Raw genomic sequence first — 23,006 nt, forward strand, 5'->3', positions numbered from 1 at the left:
AAGCTAGCCGACTTGGCGAGGAACGCACAAATTTCATCGGCTGGCGTACAGGTATGGGACATCGGTACCAATAGCGAAGTCGCGCAATCCGTCAGTTTTTTTTGAATTTTTGCCATTGGAAAAAGTCTGTTCAGCGCAGCGTTTTTCCAAGTCCCATCCGGCCCGCAAGGAGAACCCATGGCTGAACCCCAGGACAAGTACACCCGGCGCACAGGCAGGACCTGGGCGGACGACCAGGCGACCTACAACCGTCTGCGCGAAGAAGCCGACGCCGCTCGCCAGAAGCTGCGCGAAAGCGGCTACAGCGGCGCCGAGTACGACCAGTTGCGTCAAGCCGCCTTCGATCTCAACCGCAAGGCCAACCAGTACTGGGAGCAGATGCTCAGCGACCTGCGCCAGGAAGACTGATCAGCGCCACGCCGGGAGACTGCCGCTCTCGGCCCGCACACCCCCTCCACTCTTTGCGTGCTCCTGGCGTCGGCTCATTCGGGCGCATCCGGGTATTGCACCTCGTCCAGCAGGCGAAACCCCACGCTGTCGGCGTCCAGCGCGCCGAGCAGCTCGATCTGTCGATCGATGTCCTGGTTGATATTGGCCAACTGGCCGATGAAGGCATTGGCCGCCTGGCGGGTGCCAGGGTCGGAGCTGCGCGACAGCTCGAAGCCGAGCTGGGTCAGGGCGGCAGCCAAGTGAGCGAGATTGCGCACACTCAACGAGTGCAACTGGCGGGAAACGGCCTGTTCATCCTGAACGGTGGGAGGGACATCCATGAGTCAGATCCTTCGACTGGCACAATGTGACATTCGTCACAGAGATTAACCGAAGCCCCGCAGAACATCCATGCCAGCTATTTCCCTTCGTCGGCTCTGGCCCGGCCCCTGCGTCGTCCTCAAGTTGTCAGATCCGCTGTCGATACTCTGCGAGCCGGAACACGCGCCACGCCCGCCTCGCCGGGCCACAGGGACGTCCTCGGCTGCCTCGTCGCAGCCTGCGTGCCGGTCCAACCTGGCAATCCATCGAGGCGTTCCATGCTGCAACAATCCCTACGTGCGCAAATCCTTGTCCTGCTCGGCGGCAGCCTGGCGGCGCTGCTACTCATAGCCCTGGCCTGCTTCGGCTCGCTGACCGGCGACGTACGCGCCTACCGCGAGCTGCTCGGCGGCCCCGTGCGGGCGGCGCAACTGATCGACGAGGCCAACCTGCAATTCCGCGGCCAGGTCCAGGAATGGAAGAACGTCCTGCTGCGCGGACGCCAGGCAGAGGCCCAGACGAAATACTGGAGCCAGTTCGAAGCCCAGGAACGAGCGGTGCAGGACATCCTCGGGCGCCTGGGCAGCGTGGCCGAAGGCGAGTTGAAGGATCGTGTCGAGCGCCTGCGCGAAGAGCACCGGCGACTCGGTACGGCTTACCGACAAGGCAGGCAACGGTTCCTCGAGGCGGGCGCCGACCCCATCGCCGGCGACCAGGCGGTGACCGGCATCGACCGCGCCACCACCGCGCAGATGCAGGCCTTGCGTGACGAACTGCACCAGGCCAGTGATCTCCGTTCCGCCGCCATCAGCGCGGAGGCCCGGCGCACCATGCTGCTCGGCAGCCTGGTGCTGATCGGCGCCAGCCTGGCCGTCGCCCTGCTCAGCCTGTGGCTGGTCAATCGCAACCTGGTCCGTCCGGTGCAACGCCTGATCGAGCACATCGCCCAGCTCAGCCATGGCGACTTCGGCGAGCGCATCGAGATCCGGCGCAAGGACGAACTCGGCAAGCTGGCCCTGGCCGCCAACACGCTGCGCGACTTCCTGGTGGACATCTTCGAGCGGCTGCGGCGCAGTACCCGCGACCTGGACAGCGCCAGCGGCTCGCTGAACGCGATCGCCAGCCTGATGGCGGCCGGTACCCGCGAGCAGTTCAGCCGCACCGACCAGGTCGCCACGGCGATGCAGGAAATGTCCGCCACCGCCCAGGAAGTGGCGCGCTACGCCGGCGACGCGGCCAAGGCCGCCGACGAGGCGGACGATTCCGCCCAGCGCGGCGAAGACGTGATGGAAGAAACGATTCGCAGCATCGGCGAGATGCGCAAGGAGATCGACCATACGGTGGAGGTCATCCGCCAATTGGAAAGCGATAGCGGCAGGATCGGCAAGGTCCTCGACGTGATCCGCGGCATTGCCGAGCAGACCAACCTGCTCGCCCTCAACGCGGCCATCGAAGCCGCCCGCGCCGGCGATGCCGGCCGTGGCTTCGCGGTGGTCGCCGACGAGGTCCGCACCCTGGCGCAGCGCACCGCCGAGTCCATCGCCGAGATCCACCAGATCATCGATACCGTGCAGAGCGGCGCGGTGAATGCCGCGCGCGCCATCGAAAGCGGGCAGTCGCGCAGCGAGGCCGGTGCAGAGCAGGTTGCCAACGCCGGCGCCATGCTGCGCCAGATCACCGCCTCGGTCGAATCGATCCGCGACATGAACCGCCAGATCGCTACCGCCGCCGAGGAACAGACCGCCGTGGCCGAGGACATTTCCCGCAACCTCACGGAAATCGCCTCGATCGCCTCCAGCAACCAGGAACAGGTGGAGCAGACCGAGGCCGCCAGCCGCGATCTCCACAGCCTCTCCGCGCAACTGGGCGATGCCCTGCAACGCCTGCGGGCCTGACCTGGGGTAAGGAAACGACTTCCATGAGGTAAGGCGGACAACCGCAACGCGATTATCCGCCGCTCCAACGGGGGGCATGGCGGATAGCGTTGTGGCGCTATCCGCCATGCACAGCCAGGGTTCGATCAGTCGAGGACGTTGTCCAGCACCTCGTAGATCAGCCCGGTCGCCACCGCCACCAGCAGCAGGTCGGTGCCGGCCTGCATCCACTCGTAGCCGTCGTAGTGCGGCAGCCGGCCTAGCAGGCGGCCGTCGAGTTTCTTGGCGATGCCGGGCGGCAGCGGCTTGCCGCGCGCCAGGTTCTTCTGGATGCCGGGCGGCAGGGCCGGCCCCGGGTTCCAGTAGCCGCGGTTGTCGCCGAGGATCACCCGTACCCCGCCGACGTCGATACGCGGTCCCGAGTCCCAGTTGCCGCCGCCGTTGCCCTTCTGGCCGGCGCCGCCGCCCTTGTTGCCGGGGCCGCCATGGTTGTCGTGGCCACCCTGGTTGCCTTTGTTGCCCTTGTTACCCTTTCCGCCGTCCATCTGGTTACCGTGCGGGTTGCCCTTGCCATTGCCCGGGTCGGCCAGGACGGCAGGCGTACCGCCGATCAGGGACAGGCTCACGACCAGCGCGAGCACAGAACGAGTGTTGAACATGATGATGTTCTCTCCATGCGAGGACGATCCCTCGATAGCTTAGAACCGTTTCGCCTGTTTGATTCAGCGCCACCGATTGCGCCCCCAGGGAATGTCCGGAGTAGAGCTTGGTCGGGCCTATCGAATCGGCTATGCTGCCGCTCCCTGCAAGCGACCACCCGCACTCCCCGATGACCTGGCTGCCCACTCCGCCATAGCCATGCCTGCCCCTTCCGGCAACGGTCCGAGCGACCGCGGCCAGCGTTCGTTCGCCTGAACGCCTGTCGTCATCCCTTGTTTTTTCAATGCCATCACACGGCCCGCACCGTCGACCGACGGCACGGGCCGCGCCTCGTCCCTGGATATCCCGATGCTACAGACGCTGAAACAGAACTGGTTCTCCAATATTCGCGGCGACCTGCTCGCCGGCCTGGTCGTCGCCCTGGCGCTGATCCCCGAGGCCATCGCCTTCTCCATCATCGCCGGGGTCGACCCGAAGATCGGCCTGTACGCCTCCTTCAGCATGGCGGTGGTGATCGCCTTCGCCGGCGGCCGTCCGGGAATGATCTCCGCCGCTACCGGCGCCATGGCGCTGCTGATGGTCAACCTGGTGAAGGACCACGGCCTGCAATACCTGCTGGCGGCGACCCTGCTCTGCGGCGTGCTGCAGATACTCGCCGGCTACCTGCGCCTGGGCTCGCTGATGCGCTTCGTCTCGCGCTCGGTGGTGACCGGTTTCGTCAATGCCCTGGCGATCCTCATCTTCATGGCCCAGCTACCCGAACTCACCGATGTCGGCTGGCCGGTCTACGCGATGACCGCCGCGGGCCTGGCGATCGTCTACGGCTTCCCGCACCTGCCCCGGATCGGCCGGCTGCTGCCCTCTCCGCTGGTATGCATCCTGGTCCTCACCGGCATATCCATCTACCTGGGCCTGGACATCCGCACCGTCGGCGACATGGGACAGTTGCCCGACAGCCTGCCGCTGTTCCTCTGGCCGGACGTGCCGCTGAACCTCGACACCCTGCTGATCGTCCTGCCCTACTCCGCCGCCCTGGCGGTGGTCGGCCTTCTGGAGTCGCTGATGACCGCCACCATCGTCGACGAGATGACCGACACCGGCAGCGACAAGAACCGCGAATGCAAGGGCCAGGGGCTGGCGAACATCGCCACCGGCCTGCTCGGCGGCATGGCTGGCTGCGCGATGATCGGCCAGTCGGTGATCAATGTTAAATCCGGCGGGCGCAGCCGGCTCTCGACCCTGGTGGCCGGCGTCGCGCTGCTGCTGATGGTGGTGTTCCTCAGCGACTGGGTCGGGCGGATTCCCATGGCGGCCCTGGTGGCGGTGATGATCATGGTGTCCATCGGCACCTTCCGCTGGGAGTCGATCCGCAACCTGAAGCGCTACCCGCTATCGACCAACCTGGTCATGCTGGTGACGGTCGGCGTGGTCCTCGCCACCCACAACCTGGCCTTCGGCGTGGTCGCCGGCGTTCTTCTGGCCTCGCTGTTCTTCGCCAACAAGATCGGGCACTACCTCGATATCGACAGCGAACGCTCCGCCGACGGCACCCGCCGCCACTACCAGGTGAGCGGGCAGGTGTTCTTCGCGTCGTCCGGCAGGTTCGTCGCTGCCTTCGACCTGAAAGAGACGCTGGAGCATGTGCTCATCGACCTGCGCCACGCCCACCTGTGGGACGTCACCGCCGTCGCGGCACTGGACAAGGTGGTCCTGGGCTTTCGCCAGCGCGGCGTGCAGGTCGACGTGCTGGGCCTGAACGCCGCCAGCGCGACCCTGGTCGATCGCTTCGGCGCCTACGACAAGCCGGGCGCAGTGGACATTCTCTCCGATCACTGAAACGCCCGTTCAGCGGCCGAGACTGGCGACGATGAATACTCGGCGGAACGGGAACAGCGTTCGTCCATCCAGTTCCCGTGGATAGTGACGGTGCAGCAGTTCCAGGTAACGGTCGAGGAAGCGCCGACGCGCCTCCTCGTCCAGTTCGCCGAGCACCGGACGCAAGGCGGAGACCTTGATCCAATCGAAGATCGGGTCGTTGCCGTCCACCACTTGCAGGTACTCGGTCTCCCAGATGTCCAGCTCCGCCGTCAGCGGTGCCAGTAGCCGGTAGTAGTTGTCCAGCGACAGCACATTGCGCCGATGCAGCCTATAGCGCAACGCGGGGCTGCCCAGCGATGCACCGCCGGGGCCCGCACTGTCCAGCGCATCGAGCATCAGGCGATACCAGGAAGCATCGCGCCAGTTCGGCATGTGCGCCGCCAGGCAGCCTCCCGGAGCCAGTTGCCCCAGCAGGCGTGGCAGCAGCTTGCCGTGATCTTCGAGAAAGTGCAGTACCGCCGCTGCGAACAGCAGGCTGGCAGGGCGCTCGGCGCACCAGTGGCGCAGGTTGGCGCGTTCCCAACTGGCCTTGATCGGCAAGCGCGCGGCCTCCTCGAGCATCTCCACGGAGCTGTCCACGCCGTGCAGTTCGGCCAGCGGCCAGCGGCGGGCGAGCAATTCGGTGGCGATGCCGGTTCCGCAGCCAAGATCGTAGATCCGTTCCGGACAGCACAGCTCGATATGGTCCAGCAACTCGACCACCGGCCGCTGGCGCAATCGGGCGAACTGCATGTAGGCGGAAGGGTTCCAACGCGCCTCTAGATCCGCACGATCTCGGAGAAGGTCATGCACCATGGGCAACCTCCTGCTCCGCGGCGAGTTGGCACCCCAGGCTGCGCAAGCTACCCAGCACGAGAGCCAGCCCGCGCCGGGTATCGGCGTCGCGCAACAACCGCAGCAGGTCTTTCAGGCTTGGCGGCTGCTCTCGGAGCAGCTCCGCCTTGGCCACGCGTACCGCGTTACCGACTGACCAACCGACACTGGTGACCTGCTCGAAGAGCTGCGCCAGCCTGTCCACCATGGCCGGGTCCAGCAGATCGACGATATCCGAAAGCAGTGACAGCAGATCCACCAGGTTGTCCAGGCGGTGGCCCTCGATCAGCGGCTGCAACTTGACGGCCAGGGCCTGGAGACTCTCGCGGGTCTGCTCGGGAAACAGGGTGGTATCGGCCTGCGCCTGCGACGCGTATGGCTGCTGATGGCTATCCATGTCGGCTCCTCCCCGTGCGGGGTCAAAGCATTCCACGGGCTACGGCCCAGTACAGGCCGCGATTGAAACCCTGGCGCAACAACCCGCCAAGCTTGGTCGGCGGGGTCGGCTTTACGTCGTGCCGATAGTCGTACCAGAGCGGCATTCCGGCGTTCAGGCCCATCTGCGCGACAGCCTGGACTCGTCCATCGTAGATCGCGCAGGGCTTACCGAGACGAATCTCGGCAGCGATGTTGCTGGCAACTACCGGCGCCTGGTTGTGACAGGCCCCACCGGCCTTGCTCACCGGCAGATCGACGGTATCGCCCAGGGTATACACCCGGTCGACGCCATACACCTGCAAGGTTTCATGGTTCGTCGGCAACCAGCCTTCGTCGGCGGCGGCCTGGGACAGGCCGCACTCCCTGACCGCATCCACGGCGTGGATCGGCGGTGTCGCCATGAGCAAGTCGAACGGCTGCTCGTCGCCCTCCTCCGAATAGGCGATGCGCCGCTCCGGGTCGACCCTGGCCAGGGTAAAACCGCGCTGGAAACGGATGCCGCGTTGCTCGAACAGGCTCGGCAGGATTTCGCAGGTCGGTCGTTGCAGGAACAGACAGTTGCGCAGCAACTGGGCCGTGGTGGGATAGGTGTAGACGATCTCGACACGTTCGCGGACACCCCGGCGGCGCAAGTAGTCGTCGAGCATCAGGGTCGTCTCCACAGGCGCGATCCCGCACTGGTGGGGCACATTCGGCGTCCTCGGGAAGCTCACCGTGATGAATACCCGCCCCGACTCCAGGCTCGCCAGCCGCTCGGCCAACCGACGGGCCGGCTGGTACTGGTAGAAATGGTCGCCAGCCTCTTTCAGCCCCTCGATACGTTCCGGAGCCGGCACGCAACCCGTGGCGATCACCAGGTAGTCGTAGCCATGGCGCCTGCCGCTGCGGGTCTGCAGTTCCTGGCGGGGGAAATCGAAACGGTCGACCCGGTCGAGCTGGAACATCACTTCCGGCCGCAGCAGCGAGCGCTGCGGTCGTTTCAGATCTTCGAGGAAGAATTGCTCGAAGGCGACGTACATGAAGGCCGGCTTGTAGTAGTGATCCGGCGAGTCGGAAATCAGCAGTACCTGCACCTCGCCGCCGAGTATCTCCGGGTAGAGCCGGACGACCAGCAGGTTGGCGAGCATAGTGCCGCCCACTCCGCCCCCGACGATGACGATTCGTTGCATGACTTCTCCTTAACCCTGAGGAAGCCATGGGTATATCTAGATGAACCGGGGGATTAGGCAAGCACGGCTTCGCCACGGAAACAGGACAAATCCGGAAACCTCATCCAGTTCAAGCGCTTGCCTGCGAAGACCCGCCGCCTACCAGAACTGGCAGGGTAGAACGACGGGAATACAGCGCTGCCTCGCTGACGCCTAGCGCCTCGTTCGGGCGAGGGCCCGGAACGTATCGAACGCCAGCACCAGCACGAGCATCGGCATGAGCAACGGGACGAAGGCGGACATGGCGTCCTGGTAAGGCCGCCCCAGCCACCACAGGTAGAGGCTGGCTCCGCCGATCAGCAGGATGACGAGAAGGATGACGAACTTGCAGAGGCGCGAGGCGAAGGAGAACGTATCGGACATGTCTTTTCTCGGTGGAAGCATGTGCGACCGTTTTAGCGAGCGGTGGTGCCGGTCGATATAGGAAACGTCCGATTGGCAGGTAATCGGTTTCGCAGAGCTGGCGTCGGCGTCGAAGGCCCTACCGGCATGACCGCGATCAACCCCCATGCCCTTTCATCGCTGCAATCTGGGAAAGAGCCCGCGCTCCACGAAATAAAGGCACAATGACATCATTGATTGCCGATGCCCGACATCGCAGTAGCCCAGGAGTCCAGCATGGCAACCCCACCCTATCCCGCGAACGAGCATTCCAGGCAAGCCTACGTCGACCAACTCGGATTGCTGGAAGAAGGTGCGGACGAGGTATTCGAGGAAATCCTCGCCGCCGCTACATCCTACTTCCAGACGCCAATCGCGCTCATTTCCATCCTCGACCACCAGCGCCAGTGGTTTCGCGCGAGCATCGGCCTCGATACCCGGCAGACGCCGCGACGGGATTCGTTCTGCGCCTACGCGATCCTGGGGAAGGGAGTCTTCGAGGTGGCCGACGCCACCCTCGACCCGCGCTTCCGGGACAATCCCTATGTGCAAGGCGAACCGCGCATCCGCTTCTACGCCGGGGCTCCGCTGGCCACCGCGGAGGGTCTCAACCTCGGCAGCCTCTGCGTCATCGACCGGGAACCACGCGGGCCGCTGTCCGAGCGCGACATCGCCATGCTCGAGCATTTCGCCCGCCTGGTGATGGCCCGTATCCATACGCTGCGCTCGACCAACTACATCGACGAGCCAACCGGCCTGTACAACCGTCTCCGCCTGCAGGAGGACGTTTCCCTGCGCCTGCAGCGCGACGGCGCCCTCACCGTGATCGCCGCCGACCTCCTGCCCCTCGCCCTGCTGAATACCATCATCCGTACGCTGGGCTATCCCTTTTCCAACGACCTCATGCTCGAGGCGCGCGACCGCATCCGCGCGGAACTGCCGGATTTCACCCTCTACAAGATCAGCCCGACGCGCTTCGGACTGCTCCTGCCACGGCAGCAACAGGAAGAAACCGAGTCGGTCTGCCTCCGCTTGCTGCGGGCCTTCGAAAGCCCCGTCGTATGTCGCGGGATCCCGATCAAGGCCATCGTGGGACTCGGCGTACTACCGCTTGCCGACGATCCCCTCGACGGCGACCAGGACTGGCTGCGCCTGGTGGTCAGCGCGGCCGACGACGCCCGCGACCGCGGTGTCGGCTGGGCCCGCTACAACCCGCCGCTGGACCAGGCCCAGCAGCGCGCCTTCACATTGCTGACCTCGCTGTCCCAGGCGATCGGAACCGAAGAAGGCTTCCATCTGGTGTATCAGCCGAAAATCGACCTGCCGACAGGCAGGTGCACGGGCGTGGAAGCGCTGCTGCGCTGGCGGCACCCGCAACTCGGCTTCGTCAGCCCCGCCGAATTCGTGCCCCTGGCGGAGAAAACCGCACTGATGCGCCCCCTCAGCGACTGGGTGCTGCGCCATGCCATGGCCCAACTGGCGCAATGGAACGCACGGAACATCCCGCTCAGGCTGGCGATCAACGTATCGGCATCGGACATGGAAGACAGCAGCTTCCTGGAAGAGGCCGTCAGACTCGCCAAAACCTACGACATCGACCTTTCCGCCCTCGAGCTGGAATTCACCGAAAGCGTCCTCATCCGCGACGCCTCGGCGGTCGGCTCGGTGCTGCTGCGTGCCCGGGAGCTTGGCATGGGCATCGCCGTGGACGACTTCGGCACCGGCTACAGCAACTGGACCTACCTGCGCGACCTGCCGGTCACCGCCATCAAGCTCGATCAATCATTCACCCGCGACCTCGCCGGCTCGCCGAAGGCGCAGAGCGTCACCCAGGCGGTGATCGGCCTGGCCAGCCAGTTGGGTTATCGGGTGGTCGCGGAAGGCATCGAGACCCACGACACCTTCCACCTGCTGCAGGCCTGGGGCTGCCACGAGGGCCAGGGCTATCTGATCGCCCAGCCGATGCTGCCGGAGCAACTGGAGGACTGGCTGCGGCGCTAGCCGACGCAGGCACGTGGAATGGGCCGTACCAGCATGCTCGCCAGCCTCGGCGCGTCGATCAGGGACTGGTGAGCAAGGCCCAGACCAGATAGATCGAGTAAAGGGTCAGGAGTATCAGTGCCGACAGCACCGCCCTGCTGGCATGGCGCGCAGCCACCCAGCGGGAGTTGCGCCCGCAGCGCCAGACCACGACGAGGCTGAGGCACAGGTAGGCCAGCCTCACCAGCTCGACACCGATCATTCCCCACAAGGTCAGGGCCACCGCATGTTCGCCGGGAGCTTCCTGCATCAGCGGATCGACAATGGCCACCATCGCCTGCCTGGCGGCGACACTGAGCAATAAGAAACCCGCAGCGAAGAACAGCCAGAATGCCTTCCACAGCGGCTGCCCGCCGGAAAGGAAACCTCCCGCAGTCAGCCTCTCGTCGGCCAGGTCGGCCTCTGGGGTCTTGTATGGGTGCTCCATGCCCTGGGTCCTCCCTGCAAACGGGCACCCTAGCACATCCCGATCCGCTCGCCTTCTTCAGCGGGCGGCAGACCGTCCGTTGCGCCTCGCGATGTTTCCAGCGCTCCGGGTGTGCGGCCGAACCGGGTAGCGTCTCTAGCGCGGGCAGGAGACCTGCGTGCCTTCCACCTTGCGGATGTGATCGCGATAGGAGCCGGAAACCAGGATCGATTGCGTGCCGCCCTTCTCGCTGAGAATGCCATCGCAACTGTAATCGCAGCCAGCCTCGATGCTGAGGCACACGTCCTGTCCCTCGAAACGGTACAGGTTGGCAGGCCACCCCGTGCAATCGTACAGGCCTGCGCCAGGGCATTCGACGGCCTCGAGTCTTCCGGCAACGACGATGGTCGAACCTGCCATGTCCTTGAGTTCCTCCGCGGCGCCAGCGGCAATGGAGAAGAGAGCGGGAGATACAACCAGGGAAAGTCGGCAGGGCATCGGCTTCGGTACTGTCTACTATGTGGACGGAATTCTGAATCGGGTCAGGAATCGATATTCCCGTTCAGACCGAAGCGTGTTGAAGCAGTTCCCCGCCCCCACTCGCTCGGTTTCCCACGACCGCGGCAGCCCCTGAGTTCGATACCCTTGTCATTGGTAGTCGCAACTGCGAAGCGCTGCCTGTCCGTTCATAACGGCCACACGGGCAACTTCACTTTATTTGTATTTAAAAAAAGAGCCCATTCGGGCCCTTTTTTTCAGAGACAAGTTATCAGGACTGATCCTTTCCAATATTGACGCTGAACGAGCCGGAGTTATTGCCATAGGTTCCGGGCACGTCGTTGTAGATAAGAGTGATGGCGCCCTGGACATTACTGGGTGCAACCCAACGGAACAACCCGGTATTGACCGGAATGGTTCCGCTGTTGCCAATCTTCATGACCAGCGCGCCACAAAACGCATCGTGGCAGATCAGCCCTTGGTCCGGATGCTCCCGATCGCCCTGCGGCCCCCATTTCTGGGTAGGTCCGTAACTGGCCCAACCGGCGGCGACGATGGTAATGACATCGCCCGGATTGTAGATAATCGACGTTACCTGCCCTGCTTCGTTATTAGCCAGAACCTCACCTTTCCAAGCCATGATTGATCTCCGATATATGAATTCCTGTTCATAAACGAAAGAGGCGAAAAACCCTGATTCGCGATCCTTCCCTGTCAGCAAAGCACAGCAGCGAGAAAGTACCGCCTATCAATTCATGCAGGAGAAAACACAATAATTCCGCCAGTGAATTGAATATATTCGGAAAGGAAATTAAAAAGCAGGAGCAGAAGATAACGACAAAAAATCAAACTTCCAAAGACAACTACTTCAAGCTGAACAAACACTCCCGCTCGCCAGCCAGGGCGAACCCTATACGGAGCCGTACTAGAATGAAACGCCTCCAAGGCCGAGAAGGGAAAGAAGGCAACGTCGACTCGTTGACTGCCGCGCGATTGCGGGCCAGAAGAAAATCGGGGAAGGAGCGCAGAAGTCGGCTGAACGCCAGGAAACACGATGGTGCCCGGAGCCGGGGTCGAACCGGCACGGGGTTACCCCCGAGGGATTTTAAGTCCCTTGCGTCTACCGATTTCGCCATCCGGGCAGGATCTCGCTTCAAGTGAGCCGGCAATGGGAACCAAACCGGCATCCCAACCTGAGACCCACCCCAAACGGTAGATAAATCATTGTCTTACGTTACCTTAAGCGGCGCAACAGTTAATTTCCGTGGGCTCCGCCCAGGTTGCCAGGCGATTCCAGGGGAAGCACGATCCGGAAAGCGCTGCCGACTCCCGGCTGGCTGCGTACCTCGATGGTGCCGCCGTGTTTCTGGACGATGCCGTAGGAGAGCGACAACCCCAGGCCGGTCCCCTTGCCTACCGGCTTGGTGGTGAAGAACGGATCGAAGATGCGCGGCAGGATCTCGGGGGAGATGCCCTGCCCCGAGTCTTCCACCTCGATCCAGGCATGCTCCAGGGTATGCCCCGTGCGAATCACGATGCGACCCCGCTCCGGCCCCATCGCCTGGGCCGCGTTCATCACCAGGTTCATCACCACCTGGTTGATCTGCGACGGCAGGCACTTCACCTCGGGCAGATCGCCGTATTCGCGGACCACGTCGGCCCGGTACTTCAGTTCGCTGGCGACGATATTGAGGGTCGACTCGATCCCCTGGTGCAGATCGGTCCACTGCCAGTCGTCCTCGGCGTCGACGCGGGAGAAGTTCTTCAGGTCCTGGACGATCTTGCGCACCCGCCCTATTCCCTCCCTGGATTCGCGCAGCAACACAGCGACATCCTCCTTGACGAAGGCCAGTTCGACCCGCTCGCCGAGCTGCTCCAGGCGTCTTGCCAGCGCCTCGTCGCGGATCGCGGGGCGAGCCTCTTCATAGGCTTCAAGTACCTCCAGCAAACGCCTGACGTGCTCCTCCAGGGTGGTGTAGTTGGAGGAAACGTAGCTGATGGGGTTATTGATCTCATGGGCGACGCCGGCGGCCAGGTGCCCGATCGAGGCAAGCTTCTCCGTCTGCACCAGTTGGCTTTCCAGCTCCTTGCGCTCGCCGATCTCTTTCTCCAGCGCCTCCTTGGCCTGGCCGACTTCCTGGGTGATCTCCTGGATGGCAGCCTCCATCCGGCTCATCTGCAATTGGAGGTGAGCCGTCACGTTCCACTTGGCGCTGAGATTGCCGGCCATCTGGCGGACCTCCTGTCCCTGCAAAGGCAGGCCGAGGAGCAACAGGCGCTCTTCCGCGGCCCACGGCGCCAATAGCGGAAAATCGGCGGGAGGCGCATGCACCACGACCTGCAAGCGGGAGTCGAGACGCCAGAACCGCTCGAGAACGGGAATATCCGCGCCTACCGACGACATCCCGAGAAACACCACGGCATACGGCGCATCGGCCTGGAGGGCCGAGCGTATCCGCCCCAAGGCCTCCTCGGCGCTTCCCGCCGTATCCACCTGGTAGCCCCGCTCAGGCGCCACGGGAGGCGATTCGGCCTCTAGGGTTCCCTGCAACAACCCGCATACACGGTCTCGATCCGCCTGCCGCTCATCGATCACCAGCAAGCGCCGGTTCCTGATGGGTAACGCCTCCATGATCCGCACCTCCGCTCGCCCTGTCGCCGCGTGCATGCCCCTCGTCCAGGCCAGACTCGGACTATGCTTGCCTGAAGCACTCAGGCAAAACTCACCCGGTGGACAGACACTCATGAACGATAGCGCACCTCCTTCCAACGAGACGGAGATCCGCTTCAGCGTACTGCTGGTCGACGACGAGCCGCTGATCCTCAGCAGCCTGCGCCGGCTGCTACGCAACCAGCCCTACGACCTGTTGCTGGCGGAAAGCGGCGAACAGGCCCTGCAACTGCTGGAAAGCCGGCCCGTGGACCTGGTGGTGTCCGACGCCCGCATGCCGAACATGGACGGTGCCGCCCTGCTCGCGGAAATCCATCGCCGCTTCCCGGAAACCATTCGCATCCTGCTCACCGGCCATGCCGACCTGCCGACCATCGCCAAGGCCATCAACGAAGGGCGCATCCACCATTACCTGAGCAAGCCGTGGAACGACGACGAGTTGCTGCTGACCCTGCGCCAGTCGCTCGAATACCTGTATTCCGAGCGCGAGCGGCGGCGCCTGGAGCGACTTACCCAGGAGCAGAACGACCGCCTCCAGCAACTCAACGCCACGCTGGAAAAGCGCGTTCAGGCGCGCACCGCCGAACTGCAGCAGACCGCCGACATGCTCGACCTCGCCTATGAGGAGCTAAAGCGTAGCTACGTGGTCGGCACCGAGGTCTTCTCGCTGCTGGTCAACCAGCGCCTGCCCAAGGACAAGCAGACCAACCAGCAGATCATCGAACTGGTCCGCGCCTGCTGTGCCAGCGGTCTCGTCGACGAATCGGATGGTCGCGACCTGGCGATGGCCGCGGCGCTCTACAACATCGGCAAGCTGAGCTGGAACGACACCCTGCTCCGCTCGCCCTCGGACCTGCTCTATCACCACGACCGCGATCGTTTCCGCGGCTACCCGGAACTCAGCGAGTCGCTGCTGATGTCGCTGGAGCCGATGCAGGACGCCGCCCGCCTGATTCGCCATCACCAGGAGCACTGGGACGGCAGCGGCTATCCGGACCACCTCAAGGGCGAGTCCATCCCCCTGGGCTCGCGCCTCTTGAAGCTGGCGGTGGATTTCGTCGAGTTGCAGCGTGGGCTGATCCTCGAACGGCGCATGAATCGCGACGAAGCGCTGATCTACATCCGCAAGTACGCCGGCCGGCTGTACGACCCCGAGCTGATCGAGCCGTTCATCCAGGTCTGCGCGACGACCCTTGCCGACGTCACCCTGGCCGATCCGCAAGTCCGTGCCCATGGCACCCGCGACCTGGTTCCGGGCATGGTGCTGGCGCGCAACCTCACCGCCAACAACGGCATGCTGCTGCTCAACGCAGGCAAGGTCCTGAACCTGGCGCTGATCGAGAAGCTGATCGCCTTCGAAGCGATCGAAGGCGCACGCTACACGCTGTTCGTGCGCCTCCCGGAGTCGACGACCTAGGCGGCTCCCGTCAGATCTTGAAGCGCTCTACCGAAGAGCGCATGGTCGCCGCAACCTCGTTCAGGCGCCTGGCGGTGGCGGCCATCTCGTGCATCGCCTGGGTGTTCTGCTGCGAACGCTGGGCGATGAGTTCCACGCGCTGGGCGATTTCATCGCTGGCGCGCGACTGTTCGCGGATGGTCTGGGAAATTTCGTCGACCACCGACGCGGCATGACGGGTTCCATCGAGGATCTCGTTGATCGATACCCCAGCCTGACGAGCGAACGACACCCCCTCGTTCACCCGGCTCACGCCGGCCTCCATGCTGTTGATCGCCTGCCCCGTGCTGGCGCGGATACGCTCGATCATCGCGGTGATTTCCTGGGTCGACTGGGTGGTCCGCGCCGCCAGCCCGCGCACCTCGTCGGCGACCACGGCGAAACCGCGCCCGGCCTCTCCGGCCCGCGCCGCCTCGATGGCGGCGTTCAATGCCAGCAGGTTGGTCTGCTCGGCGATCCCCTTGATCACCTGGATGATCGAATGGATCTCGTCCGACGACTGGCCGAGAGCGGTGATGCTGGTGGAGGACTGGTTGACCACGTCGGCGATGCGGCTCATCCCCTCCACCACGTTGAGGATCACCTGTCCGCCACTGCTGGCCAGCTCCTCGGACTTGGCCGAGATCACCCTGGCGTTGTCGGCGTGGTCGGAAATCTGCGAGATATTGGTGATCATCTCTTCCATGCTCGCAGCCATGCTAGTGGCGCTGTCGGCCTGTTGGCTGGCGCCGTGGACGATCGACTGCGAGGTCTGGCCGATGGACTGGGAGGTGTCGTGGAGCTCTTCGCTTTCCTGGCGGATGATGGTGATCATCTGCCGCAGGTTCTCCTGCATCTCGCCCAACGCCCGCTGCAACTGGCCGGCCTCGTCATTGCTGTCGACGCCGATCGGCTCCTGCAGGTTGCCCTGGGCGATCACCCGGGCCGATGAGACCAGTTTGCGCAGCGGCTGCAGGACGGCGCGCAGCAACTGGCGACAGAGCTGTCCGAGGACCAGGCAGGCGACCAGGATGCCGCCCGCGAGCATCCAGGCGGAATAGCGCATACTGTCTTCGCGCGCCCGGTTGGTCTGCTCGACGTGTTTCTCGATCAGGCTGCTGAGCGCTTCGTTGCGCCCTTCCAGATCCTTGAAGGCCTGGACGAACTGCGGCAGCTCGGCCCGCGCCGCCACGGGATCGAGCAACGCCTTGCCGACGATGCTCTCGGCGGCGCCGATGTAGGCTTCCAGGTCGGGCCGCAACTCGACCAGCGCCTGGTGGATGGCGTCGTTGAGAGGCAGCCCCTGGTTCTGCTCGACTACCTTGCGAAACCACTGACTGTGCTCCTGCAGGTCCTCGCGGACCTGCTCGGCCGCCGCGCCGTCGCCGGGCTGGACCACGAACGCCGCCAGGACGTCGGCGCGCAAGGCGTCGTGCATCATGTCGCCTTCCATGTGGTTGCGCAGCGCATTGACGCTCAGCTCGTTCTCCGTCAGCGCCTTGCCCAACCGCAATTGCCCCCAGAAGCCGACCCCGCCGAGCAGCACCACAGCCACGATGCCGATGGCGCCCGAAGCGAGGATCCTCTGCCGAATGTTCATCCCTGGGCTCCTTTCCATGCGAGATATCGCTAAGGATAGCCAACCCCCGGCAAGGCGGAATTACCCGAACGAAGAGCTATCCGGGCACGGAGCGGGAGGCATCGGCGATGCTCAGGAGGCCGCCGGCCGCTCGCTCTGTTCGGCCGTCAACTGGAACTCTTCGCCCGCATAGTAGGCCCGTACCTTGGGATCCATGACCGCCCGCCACAGCGGCGGGATCAGCGCCAGCACCACCATCCCGGCGTAACCGCTGGGCATCTGCGGGCTATCGTCATAATGGCGGAGGGCCTGGTAGGGGCGTTTGGCGAAGGCATGATGGTCGGAATGCCGTTGCAGATGGAACAGGACCAGGTTGGTGAAGACGAAGTTGCTGTTCCAGGAGTGGGTATGGTTGGTCCGCTCGTAGCGCCCGTCCTCGCCCTTCCGCCGATGCAGGCCGTAGTGCTCGACGTAGTTGATGATTTCCAGCAGGGTCACCGCGACGAACGCCTGGCCAAGGAAGAAAACCATCCCCAGCCAGCCGAACGCCCAACCGAAACCGACCAGCAACGCCAGGCTCAGCAGGTACCACCAGATCAGTTCGTTCTGCCAGCCGAACACCGGCAGGCCCTTCTTGCGCAGCCGCACCGCTTCGAGGCGCCAGGCGTTGAGGAAGTTGTACTTGTAGGCATGCGGCAGGAACTGGTAGACCGACTGGCCGAAACGCGCCGACGAAGCGTCCTCCGGGGTGGACACATGCACATGGTGGCCGCGCACATGCTCGACCTTGAACCCCGCGTAGCACACGGCGGCCAGCAGGATGCCACCGGCAGCCTGCTCCAACGCCGAGTCCTTGTGGATCAGCTCATGGGCGACGACGATCCCCACCGCTCCCATCACCGTGCCCATCGAGAGGATCCAGCCCAACCGGCCGAGCCAGCCCCATTCCTGGAAAGCGACGAACACGCCAGCGGCCCAGACCAGCGTGCCGATGAGCACCGGCACCGTGGCCAGGGTCAGCAATACGTAGTAGCCCTGGCCGAGCAACTGCGGCGTCTGGGTTTCCTCGTCGGGGTTGGCCGGGTCGCGGCCGAACAGCATGTCCAGCAGCGGCCCGATGCCGAATACCGCAATCACCAGGGAAAATGCCCAGAAGGCCGGATGTGCGCTGTCCTGGGCCATCCAGTAGTTGAACGGCATGGACAACGCCAGCAGCAGCCAGAGCCAATAGGCGTACTTCTTGATGGCCAGCATGGTGGTGGGAGAGAAATTTTCAAACATCGTGCGCTCCAGTTTTTGTCCGACAATCCTACAATCGAACCATCACCGAGCCGGGCCGCCGGGTCACCATCACTAAAGGTTGGCCGCCTCCCTGGCCTCCACCCTGCTTGACCTGAATCAACGGCCAGGTTCTCGCGGGTTTATGCCCATCGACTTTCTCGATATTCCGATTTCATCCGTACTCGCCATCCCTCGCTGTCGGCCTCGCTGGACTGCTGATACCCGGCTTTCCTGGGGAAACAGGACATCCATCACATCAGTCGATAGGAATCACCGGTTATTTCCCATTGATCTCATCGAGGCCGTCGCTAATATCGAATCCAACTTCCAAACAAGGAGCCTCACGATGTCTGACGCATTCCTCTCCTCCATCAAGAACCGCCGCACCATCTACGCCCTGGACAAGCAACTGCCTATCTCCCAGGAGAAAGTCGTCGAACTGGTCAAGGAGGCCGTCTCGCACAGCCCTTCCGCGTTCAACTCGCAGACCTCGCGGGTGGTCGTGCTGTTCGGCGCCGAGCACGAGCAGTTCTGGAACATCGCCAAGGACGAGTTGAAGAAGATCGTTCCCGCCGACGCCTTCGCCGCCACCGAAACCAAGCTCAACTCCTTCGCTGCCGGTGCCGGCACCGTACTGTTCTTCGAAGACCAGACGGTAGTGCGCCAGCTTCAGGAGCAGTTCGCCCTCTACGCCGATAACTTCCCGGTGTGGTCGGAGCAGGCCAGCGGCATGGCTCAGTTCGCGGTGTGGACCGTCCTCGCCGAGCACAAGGTCGGCGCCAGCCTGCAGCACTACAACCCGCTGGTAGATGCCCAGACCCACAAGACCTGGAACCTGCCGGAAAGCTGGAAGCTGCGCGCACAGATGCCTTTCGGCGCCATCGCCGCCCCGGCGGGCGAGAAAGCCTTCATCGCCGAAAGCGAACGCTTCAAGGTCTTCGGCAACTGATCGGCCGAGATCGCTGTAGAAAAGCCCCGCCCCCGTCGCGGGGCTTTTTCTTTTCCCCGCCGCCTCAGCCGCGCCGCACTGCCGGCCCCGGCAGGCGCACGCTCCAACCCTGCTGCATGCCCGCCGCGGCAAGCAGGATGGCGGCCACGCCAAGCCACTGCGCCAGGCTCAGGCGATGTTCGAAGACCAGCCAGTCCACCAGGATCGCCGCGACCGGATAGATGAAGGACAACGCACCGGTCAGCGCCGTCGGCAATTTCTGAATGGCGCCGTAGAGCAGCACGTACATCAGCCCGGTATGGACGATTCCCAGGGTCGCCAGGCTGGCCCAGGGAGCAACGCCCCGGGGCAGTTCGGCAAGGTTCGCCAGCGGTGCGAGCATCAGCACGCCGGTGCCCACCTGGATCAACGCGATAAGATGCGGCGGCGTGCCTTGCAGGCGCTTCACGATCAGCGCGGCAAAGGCATACAGCAGCGCGGCAGCGAGCGCCAGGAGGATACCGAACAGGTAGTCCCCGCGCGGGGCGTCGCTGTCGCCGTGGGCGCTGACGATCGCCAGCATGCCGGCGAACGAAAGCCCCAGCCAGCCCAGCTTGCGCGCCGTGACCTTCTCGCCGAGAAACGCCGCGCCTAGCCCCACCAGCATGAACGGCTGGACGTTATAGACCGCGGTACCGATGGCGATCGAAGCCCGTGAGTAGGATGCGAACAGCAACACCCAGTTGCCGACGATGAACACCCCGCTGAGGAGCGCCAGCAGGAACGCCTCGCGCCCCAGGCTGCCGCGGCGCAGGAAGCCCAGCACGGCACAGGCGACCAGCAGGGCGGCGAAACCGAATACGCAGCGCCAGAACACCACGTCCAGCACGGGCTGCCCGGAGAGCAGCACCAGCCAGCCAATGGTGCCGCAGATCAGCATGGCCGAAGTCATTTCCAGCGTACCGCGACGGATCGGATCGTTCATGAGCGCTCTCCCGCAAGACAGGCCTATGATTATCCAAAGCCGTCTTCCAGCCCTCCATCGCATTACTCAGGCAAAAAACCGTGACGACCTTTTTTATCAGGGCTATTTTGAAAAAAAACTTTCGAGGCCGACATGACCGACGACATCGACCAACGCCTGATCAACGCCCTCATGGCTGACTCGCGACTGTCCCTCAAGGCCCTCGCCCAGGTCAGCGGACTATCGGCCCCGAGCGTCGCCGAACGCCTGCGCAAACTGGAAGAACGCGGCGTGATCCGCGGCTACACCCTGGATGTCGACCCCCGCTGTTTCGGCTACCAGTTCCAGGCGATCGTGCGCATCCGCCCCCTGCCCGGCAAGCTGCACGAGGTCGAGCGACAGATCCAGGACATCGCCGAGTTCACCGAGTGCGACAAGGTCACCGGTGACGACTGCTTCATCGCCCGCCTCCAGGTCCGTTCGATGGAACAGCTCGACACGCTGCTGGACAGGATCAACGGCTACGCGGAAACCAACACCGCCATCGTCAAGAAGTCCCCGGTTAAACGCCGGCTCCCCCCGATGACCTGAGCGAGGCACTCCGCATGCCCACACCCGGCACGGGTTCCGTCCCGGACCTGCAACTCGTCCCGTTCCAGCTGGAACACTTCCCCACCCTGCAACGCTGGTTCGCCACGGAAAAGGAGCTGGTGCAATGGGCCGGCCCCGCCCTGCGGCATCCGCTGAGCCTCGAGCAGATGCATGAAGACCTCGCGGAAAGCCGCCGGCAACCGCCGCTGCGCCTGCTCTGGAGCGCTTGCCTGGATGGCCAGGTCATCGGCCATTGCCAGTTGCTGTTCGACCGCCGCAACGGCGTCGTCCGCCTGGCTCGCATAGCCCTGGCGCCAAACGCGCGCGGCCAGGGCCTGGGGCTGCCGATGCTGGAGGCGCTGCTCGCCGAGGCTTTCGCCGACGCCGACATCGAGCGCGTTGAATTGAACGTGTACGACTGGAACGCTGCCGCCCGTCATCTCTATCGACGCGCGGGGTTCCGCGAAGAAGGCTTGCGCCGCTCCGCCACCCGGGTCGGCCGGGAACGCTGGAATGTCGTTCTCATGGGGCTTTTGCGGCAAGAGTGGGCGGCGGGAGGCGCCGGCAACGACTGAGGCGCAGGCGGATGCTGCGCCTCATCCGGTACTACAGGTTGGAACGGAGCCGCCACAGTTCGGGGAAGAGGATGGTATCGAGCATGCTGCGCAGATACCCCACTCCCTCGGTTCCGCCCGTGCCGGGTTTGAAACCGATGATGCGCTCCACCGTGGTCACGTGACGGAAGCGCCACTGGCGGAACGAATCCTCCAGGTCGATCAGTTTTTCCGCCAACTGATACAGGTCCCAGTAGCGCTCCGGCGCCTGGTAGACCTGTCGCCACGCCGCCTCCACCGAGGCCTCGTAACAGGTGCCGGCCGCCGCGTCCCGGACGAGCCGCTCCTGGCTTACCGGCAGCCCCTGGGCGGCCATCAGGCGGATCGCTTCGTCGTATAGCGACGGCGTATGCAGGGCCTGCTCCAAGGCTGCCAGCAGCTCGGCGCGGTGAGCATGGGGCTTGAGCAGGGTGGCGTTCTTGTTGCCGAGGATGAATTCGATCTCGCGGTACTGGTAGGACTGGAAACCGGAAGACTGGCCCAGGTACGGGCGGATGGTGTTGTACTCGGTCGGCGTCATGGTGGCCAGCACCGCCCAGGCGTGTACCAGCTGGTCGAAGATCCGCGAGACCCTGGCGAGCATTTTCAGCGCCGGACCGAGCTTGCCTGACTTGACGTGCTCCCGGGCGGCCCGCAGTTCGTGGAGCATCAGCTTCATCCATAGCTCCGAGGTCTGGTGCTGGATGATGAACAGCATTTCGTTGTGGTCGGGCGAAAGCGGGAACTGGGCGTCCAGGACCTTGTCCAGCTTCAGGTAATCGCCGTAGCTCATCGCATGGGTGAAGTCCAGGGCGGCGTTATGCCACTCAGCCTCTCCGTCCGTTTCTCCCTGGGCCTGGGAGTGAGGGCAAGGACACATGTGAATCTCCTGAATTCGGCGGCAGGCGTCGGAAGTCGATGAGCGACCTGCCGGCAACGTTGTCGGGGGTGGCTTCGACGCGGTCGAAGCGCGCTCATTTTACGATGCCCCCATTCGAATATTCGTGCAAAGCATCCTTTCCTCCCCGTCCCCGATGAAATCTAATTCGACGGATCGATGGAAAAATCGAATTTCGGATCACTCGCGGGTCGTGGCCGACAAAAGCCCGGATAGCGGATCCGTGACCGTTAGGCCTCGTCCCGAGAGCCTGGATTTCGATCCGCCACTCCATCCAGCGAAGCGACACGAGGCCCGCCGTCGAACTCAGCCGGCGCGCCCGAACACCCTGTCCAGGTGCGCCTGGTAGGCAGCGACGGCAGCCGGGACGTCCGGGCGCTTCATCACATCCACCGCGAGGAACGTCGGCAGGCCGGACATGCCGAGGAACTGGTTGGCCTTGTGGAAGGGGAAATACACCGCATCCACGCCTTTCCCTTCGAAGAAGTCGCTCGGATCGTCGAACGCCTGCCGTGGTGCATTCCAGGTCGCCGAGATCATGTAGCGCTTGCCCTGCACCAGACCGCCGCTGCCATATTTCTGCGTGCTGTCGGAGCGGGTACGACCGTCGTTGGCATAGAGGCTGCCATGACCGGCCGTGAAGACTTCGTCGATGTAGCGCTTCACCGTCCACGGGGCGCCCATCCACCAGCCGGGCATCTGGTAGATCACCACGTCGGCCCAGAGGAACTTGTCCACCTCCGCCGGGATGTCATAGCCGCCGTCGATGAAGGTCTGGCGCAGGTCGAAGCCACGGCGGTCCAGATGGGCCAGGGCGGTTTCGTGCAGGGTCTGGTTGAGGCGACCGTCGGAATGTGCGAAACGCTTTCCGCCGTTGAGCAGGAGAATGTTTTTCATGGTGTTCCGTACATGCTGGAACCGCAGCGGAGATGCCTGCCGATCCCGGGTTGAAGAGAGCGGCAGGTTAGATAGGCGCAGGGAACGGAAAAAGTCGTACGGCGGTAAAACAGATTTGATCCGCACTCACGAATCGCCAGAAGAGCTGGGATCCGCGTCTTCATTGCGCCCCCACGCAGCCAGCCCTCGATGACCGGCACGAACTCTACCCGCAGCGAGCCAT

General features: G+C 64.0%; 23 protein-coding genes and 1 tRNA gene. 8 read left to right on the forward strand and 16 right to left on the reverse strand.

Annotated features, from left to right (window positions below; translation table 11 throughout):
* Positions 1–177 precede the first annotated feature (177 nt).
* Positions 178–408, forward strand: coding sequence for a stress response facilitator SrfA (gene srfA / locus VQ065_RS18515; protein WP_003090022.1), 231 nt, complete (start codon positions 178–180; stop codon positions 406–408).
* Positions 409–482: 74 nt separating this feature from the next.
* On the opposite strand, the gene plzR is transcribed toward srfA, so the two are convergent.
* Entirely contained in the window at positions 483–770 is a 288-nt protein-coding gene (gene plzR, locus VQ065_RS18520) for a type 4 pili assembly inhibitor PlzR (RefSeq protein ID WP_003090024.1), read from the reverse strand.
* A gap of 258 nt (positions 771–1,028) precedes the next feature.
* Here plzR and ctpH point away from each other — a divergent pair, with 258 nt between their 5' ends.
* Complete coding sequence (ctpH, locus tag VQ065_RS18525; protein ID WP_003090026.1) at positions 1,029–2,645, forward strand: methyl-accepting chemotaxis protein CtpH; 1,617 nt, start codon at positions 1,029–1,031, stop codon at positions 2,643–2,645.
* Positions 2,646–2,770: 125 nt separating this feature from the next.
* Here ctpH and VQ065_RS18530 read toward each other — a convergent pair whose 3' ends face one another.
* Entirely contained in the window at positions 2,771–3,283 is a 513-nt protein-coding gene (locus VQ065_RS18530) for an anti-virulence regulator CigR family protein (RefSeq protein WP_003090028.1), read from the reverse strand.
* Positions 3,284–3,632: 349 nt separating this feature from the next.
* Here VQ065_RS18530 and VQ065_RS18535 point away from each other — a divergent pair, with 349 nt between their 5' ends.
* Positions 3,633–5,120: a SulP family inorganic anion transporter gene (locus VQ065_RS18535; protein WP_003090030.1), complete on the forward strand. Its 1,488-nt coding sequence runs from the start codon at positions 3,633–3,635 to the stop codon at positions 5,118–5,120.
* Positions 5,121–5,129: 9 nt separating this feature from the next.
* Here VQ065_RS18535 and VQ065_RS18540 read toward each other — a convergent pair whose 3' ends face one another.
* The 4 genes from VQ065_RS18540 to VQ065_RS18555 form a co-directional block, all read right to left on the reverse strand.
* Positions 5,130–5,957, reverse strand: coding sequence for a class I SAM-dependent methyltransferase (locus VQ065_RS18540; protein WP_003090032.1), 828 nt, complete (start codon positions 5,955–5,957; stop codon positions 5,130–5,132).
* The gene (locus VQ065_RS18545; RefSeq protein WP_003090035.1) at positions 5,947–6,372 is read right to left on the reverse strand and encodes a DUF1641 domain-containing protein; all 426 of its coding nucleotides are present in this window, start codon (positions 6,370–6,372) and stop codon (positions 5,947–5,949) included. The genes VQ065_RS18540 and VQ065_RS18545 overlap by 11 nt, the downstream gene beginning before the upstream one ends.
* Positions 6,373–6,394: 22 nt before the next feature.
* Positions 6,395–7,582, reverse strand: coding sequence for an NAD(P)/FAD-dependent oxidoreductase (locus VQ065_RS18550; protein WP_003090036.1), 1,188 nt, complete (start codon positions 7,580–7,582; stop codon positions 6,395–6,397).
* Between the two features lie 192 nt (positions 7,583–7,774).
* Positions 7,775–7,984 (reverse strand): hypothetical protein, encoded by a 210-nt coding sequence (locus VQ065_RS18555; protein WP_003090037.1) that lies wholly within the window; start codon positions 7,982–7,984, stop codon positions 7,775–7,777.
* A 255-nt stretch (positions 7,985–8,239) separates the two neighbouring features.
* Here VQ065_RS18555 and VQ065_RS18560 point away from each other — a divergent pair, with 255 nt between their 5' ends.
* Positions 8,240–10,003 (forward strand): cyclic di-GMP phosphodiesterase, encoded by a 1,764-nt coding sequence (locus tag VQ065_RS18560; RefSeq protein WP_003090039.1) that lies wholly within the window; start codon positions 8,240–8,242, stop codon positions 10,001–10,003.
* 58 nt (positions 10,004–10,061) lie between these two features.
* Here VQ065_RS18560 and VQ065_RS18565 read toward each other — a convergent pair whose 3' ends face one another.
* From VQ065_RS18565 to VQ065_RS18585, 5 genes are all read right to left on the reverse strand, one after another.
* Positions 10,062–10,469: a hypothetical protein gene (locus tag VQ065_RS18565; RefSeq protein WP_003090041.1), complete on the reverse strand. Its 408-nt coding sequence runs from the start codon at positions 10,467–10,469 to the stop codon at positions 10,062–10,064.
* A gap of 135 nt (positions 10,470–10,604) precedes the next feature.
* The gene (locus VQ065_RS18570) at positions 10,605–10,946 is read right to left on the reverse strand and encodes a hypothetical protein (RefSeq protein ID WP_031629851.1); all 342 of its coding nucleotides are present in this window, start codon (positions 10,944–10,946) and stop codon (positions 10,605–10,607) included.
* 271 nt (positions 10,947–11,217) lie between these two features.
* A complete protein-coding gene (gene lecA / locus VQ065_RS18575) occupies positions 11,218–11,586 on the reverse strand; it encodes a PA-I galactophilic lectin (protein ID WP_003090046.1) in 369 nt (122 codons plus the stop codon).
* 415 nt (positions 11,587–12,001) lie between these two features.
* Positions 12,002–12,088: transfer RNA gene (locus VQ065_RS18580), tRNA-Leu, on the reverse strand.
* A 113-nt stretch (positions 12,089–12,201) separates the two neighbouring features.
* On the reverse strand, positions 12,202–13,614 hold the full coding sequence (locus VQ065_RS18585; protein WP_003138970.1) for an ATP-binding protein: 1,413 nt from the start codon (positions 13,612–13,614) through the stop codon (positions 12,202–12,204).
* Between the two features lie 76 nt (positions 13,615–13,690).
* Here VQ065_RS18585 and VQ065_RS18590 point away from each other — a divergent pair, with 76 nt between their 5' ends.
* The gene (locus VQ065_RS18590) at positions 13,691–15,034 is read left to right on the forward strand and encodes an HD domain-containing phosphohydrolase (protein ID WP_003090053.1); all 1,344 of its coding nucleotides are present in this window, start codon (positions 13,691–13,693) and stop codon (positions 15,032–15,034) included.
* 10 nt (positions 15,035–15,044) lie between these two features.
* On the opposite strand, the gene VQ065_RS18595 is transcribed toward VQ065_RS18590, so the two are convergent.
* A complete protein-coding gene (locus tag VQ065_RS18595; RefSeq protein WP_003090055.1) occupies positions 15,045–16,652 on the reverse strand; it encodes a methyl-accepting chemotaxis protein in 1,608 nt (535 codons plus the stop codon).
* 111 nt (positions 16,653–16,763) lie between these two features.
* Complete coding sequence (gene alkB1 / locus VQ065_RS18600) at positions 16,764–17,912, reverse strand: alkane 1-monooxygenase AlkB1 (RefSeq protein ID WP_003090058.1); 1,149 nt, start codon at positions 17,910–17,912, stop codon at positions 16,764–16,766.
* 346 nt (positions 17,913–18,258) lie between these two features.
* Here alkB1 and VQ065_RS18605 point away from each other — a divergent pair, with 346 nt between their 5' ends.
* The gene (locus VQ065_RS18605) at positions 18,259–18,861 is read left to right on the forward strand and encodes a nitroreductase family protein (RefSeq protein ID WP_003090061.1); all 603 of its coding nucleotides are present in this window, start codon (positions 18,259–18,261) and stop codon (positions 18,859–18,861) included.
* Between the two features lie 64 nt (positions 18,862–18,925).
* Here VQ065_RS18605 and VQ065_RS18610 read toward each other — a convergent pair whose 3' ends face one another.
* A complete protein-coding gene (locus VQ065_RS18610; RefSeq protein ID WP_003090062.1) occupies positions 18,926–19,825 on the reverse strand; it encodes a DMT family transporter in 900 nt (299 codons plus the stop codon).
* Between the two features lie 132 nt (positions 19,826–19,957).
* Between VQ065_RS18610 and VQ065_RS18615 the strand changes: the two genes are divergently transcribed.
* Positions 19,958–20,395: an Lrp/AsnC family transcriptional regulator gene (locus VQ065_RS18615; RefSeq protein ID WP_003090065.1), complete on the forward strand. Its 438-nt coding sequence runs from the start codon at positions 19,958–19,960 to the stop codon at positions 20,393–20,395.
* Between the two features lie 14 nt (positions 20,396–20,409).
* Positions 20,410–20,970 (forward strand): GNAT family N-acetyltransferase, encoded by a 561-nt coding sequence (locus tag VQ065_RS18620; protein ID WP_003090067.1) that lies wholly within the window; start codon positions 20,410–20,412, stop codon positions 20,968–20,970.
* 31 nt (positions 20,971–21,001) lie between these two features.
* Here the strand turns inward: VQ065_RS18620 and kynA are convergent, their stop codons facing one another.
* Both kynA and VQ065_RS18630 read right to left on the reverse strand, forming a co-directional pair.
* Positions 21,002–21,868: a tryptophan 2,3-dioxygenase gene (gene kynA, locus VQ065_RS18625; RefSeq protein ID WP_003090069.1), complete on the reverse strand. Its 867-nt coding sequence runs from the start codon at positions 21,866–21,868 to the stop codon at positions 21,002–21,004.
* A 324-nt stretch (positions 21,869–22,192) separates the two neighbouring features.
* Entirely contained in the window at positions 22,193–22,783 is a 591-nt protein-coding gene (locus VQ065_RS18630; protein ID WP_003090071.1) for an NAD(P)H-dependent oxidoreductase, read from the reverse strand.
* Positions 22,784–23,006: the final 223 nt, after the last annotated feature.

The organism is Pseudomonas sp. KBN10P06128 (assembly GCF_037574945.1).
Taxonomy (GTDB): domain Bacteria; phylum Pseudomonadota; class Gammaproteobacteria; order Pseudomonadales; family Pseudomonadaceae; genus Pseudomonas; species Pseudomonas aeruginosa.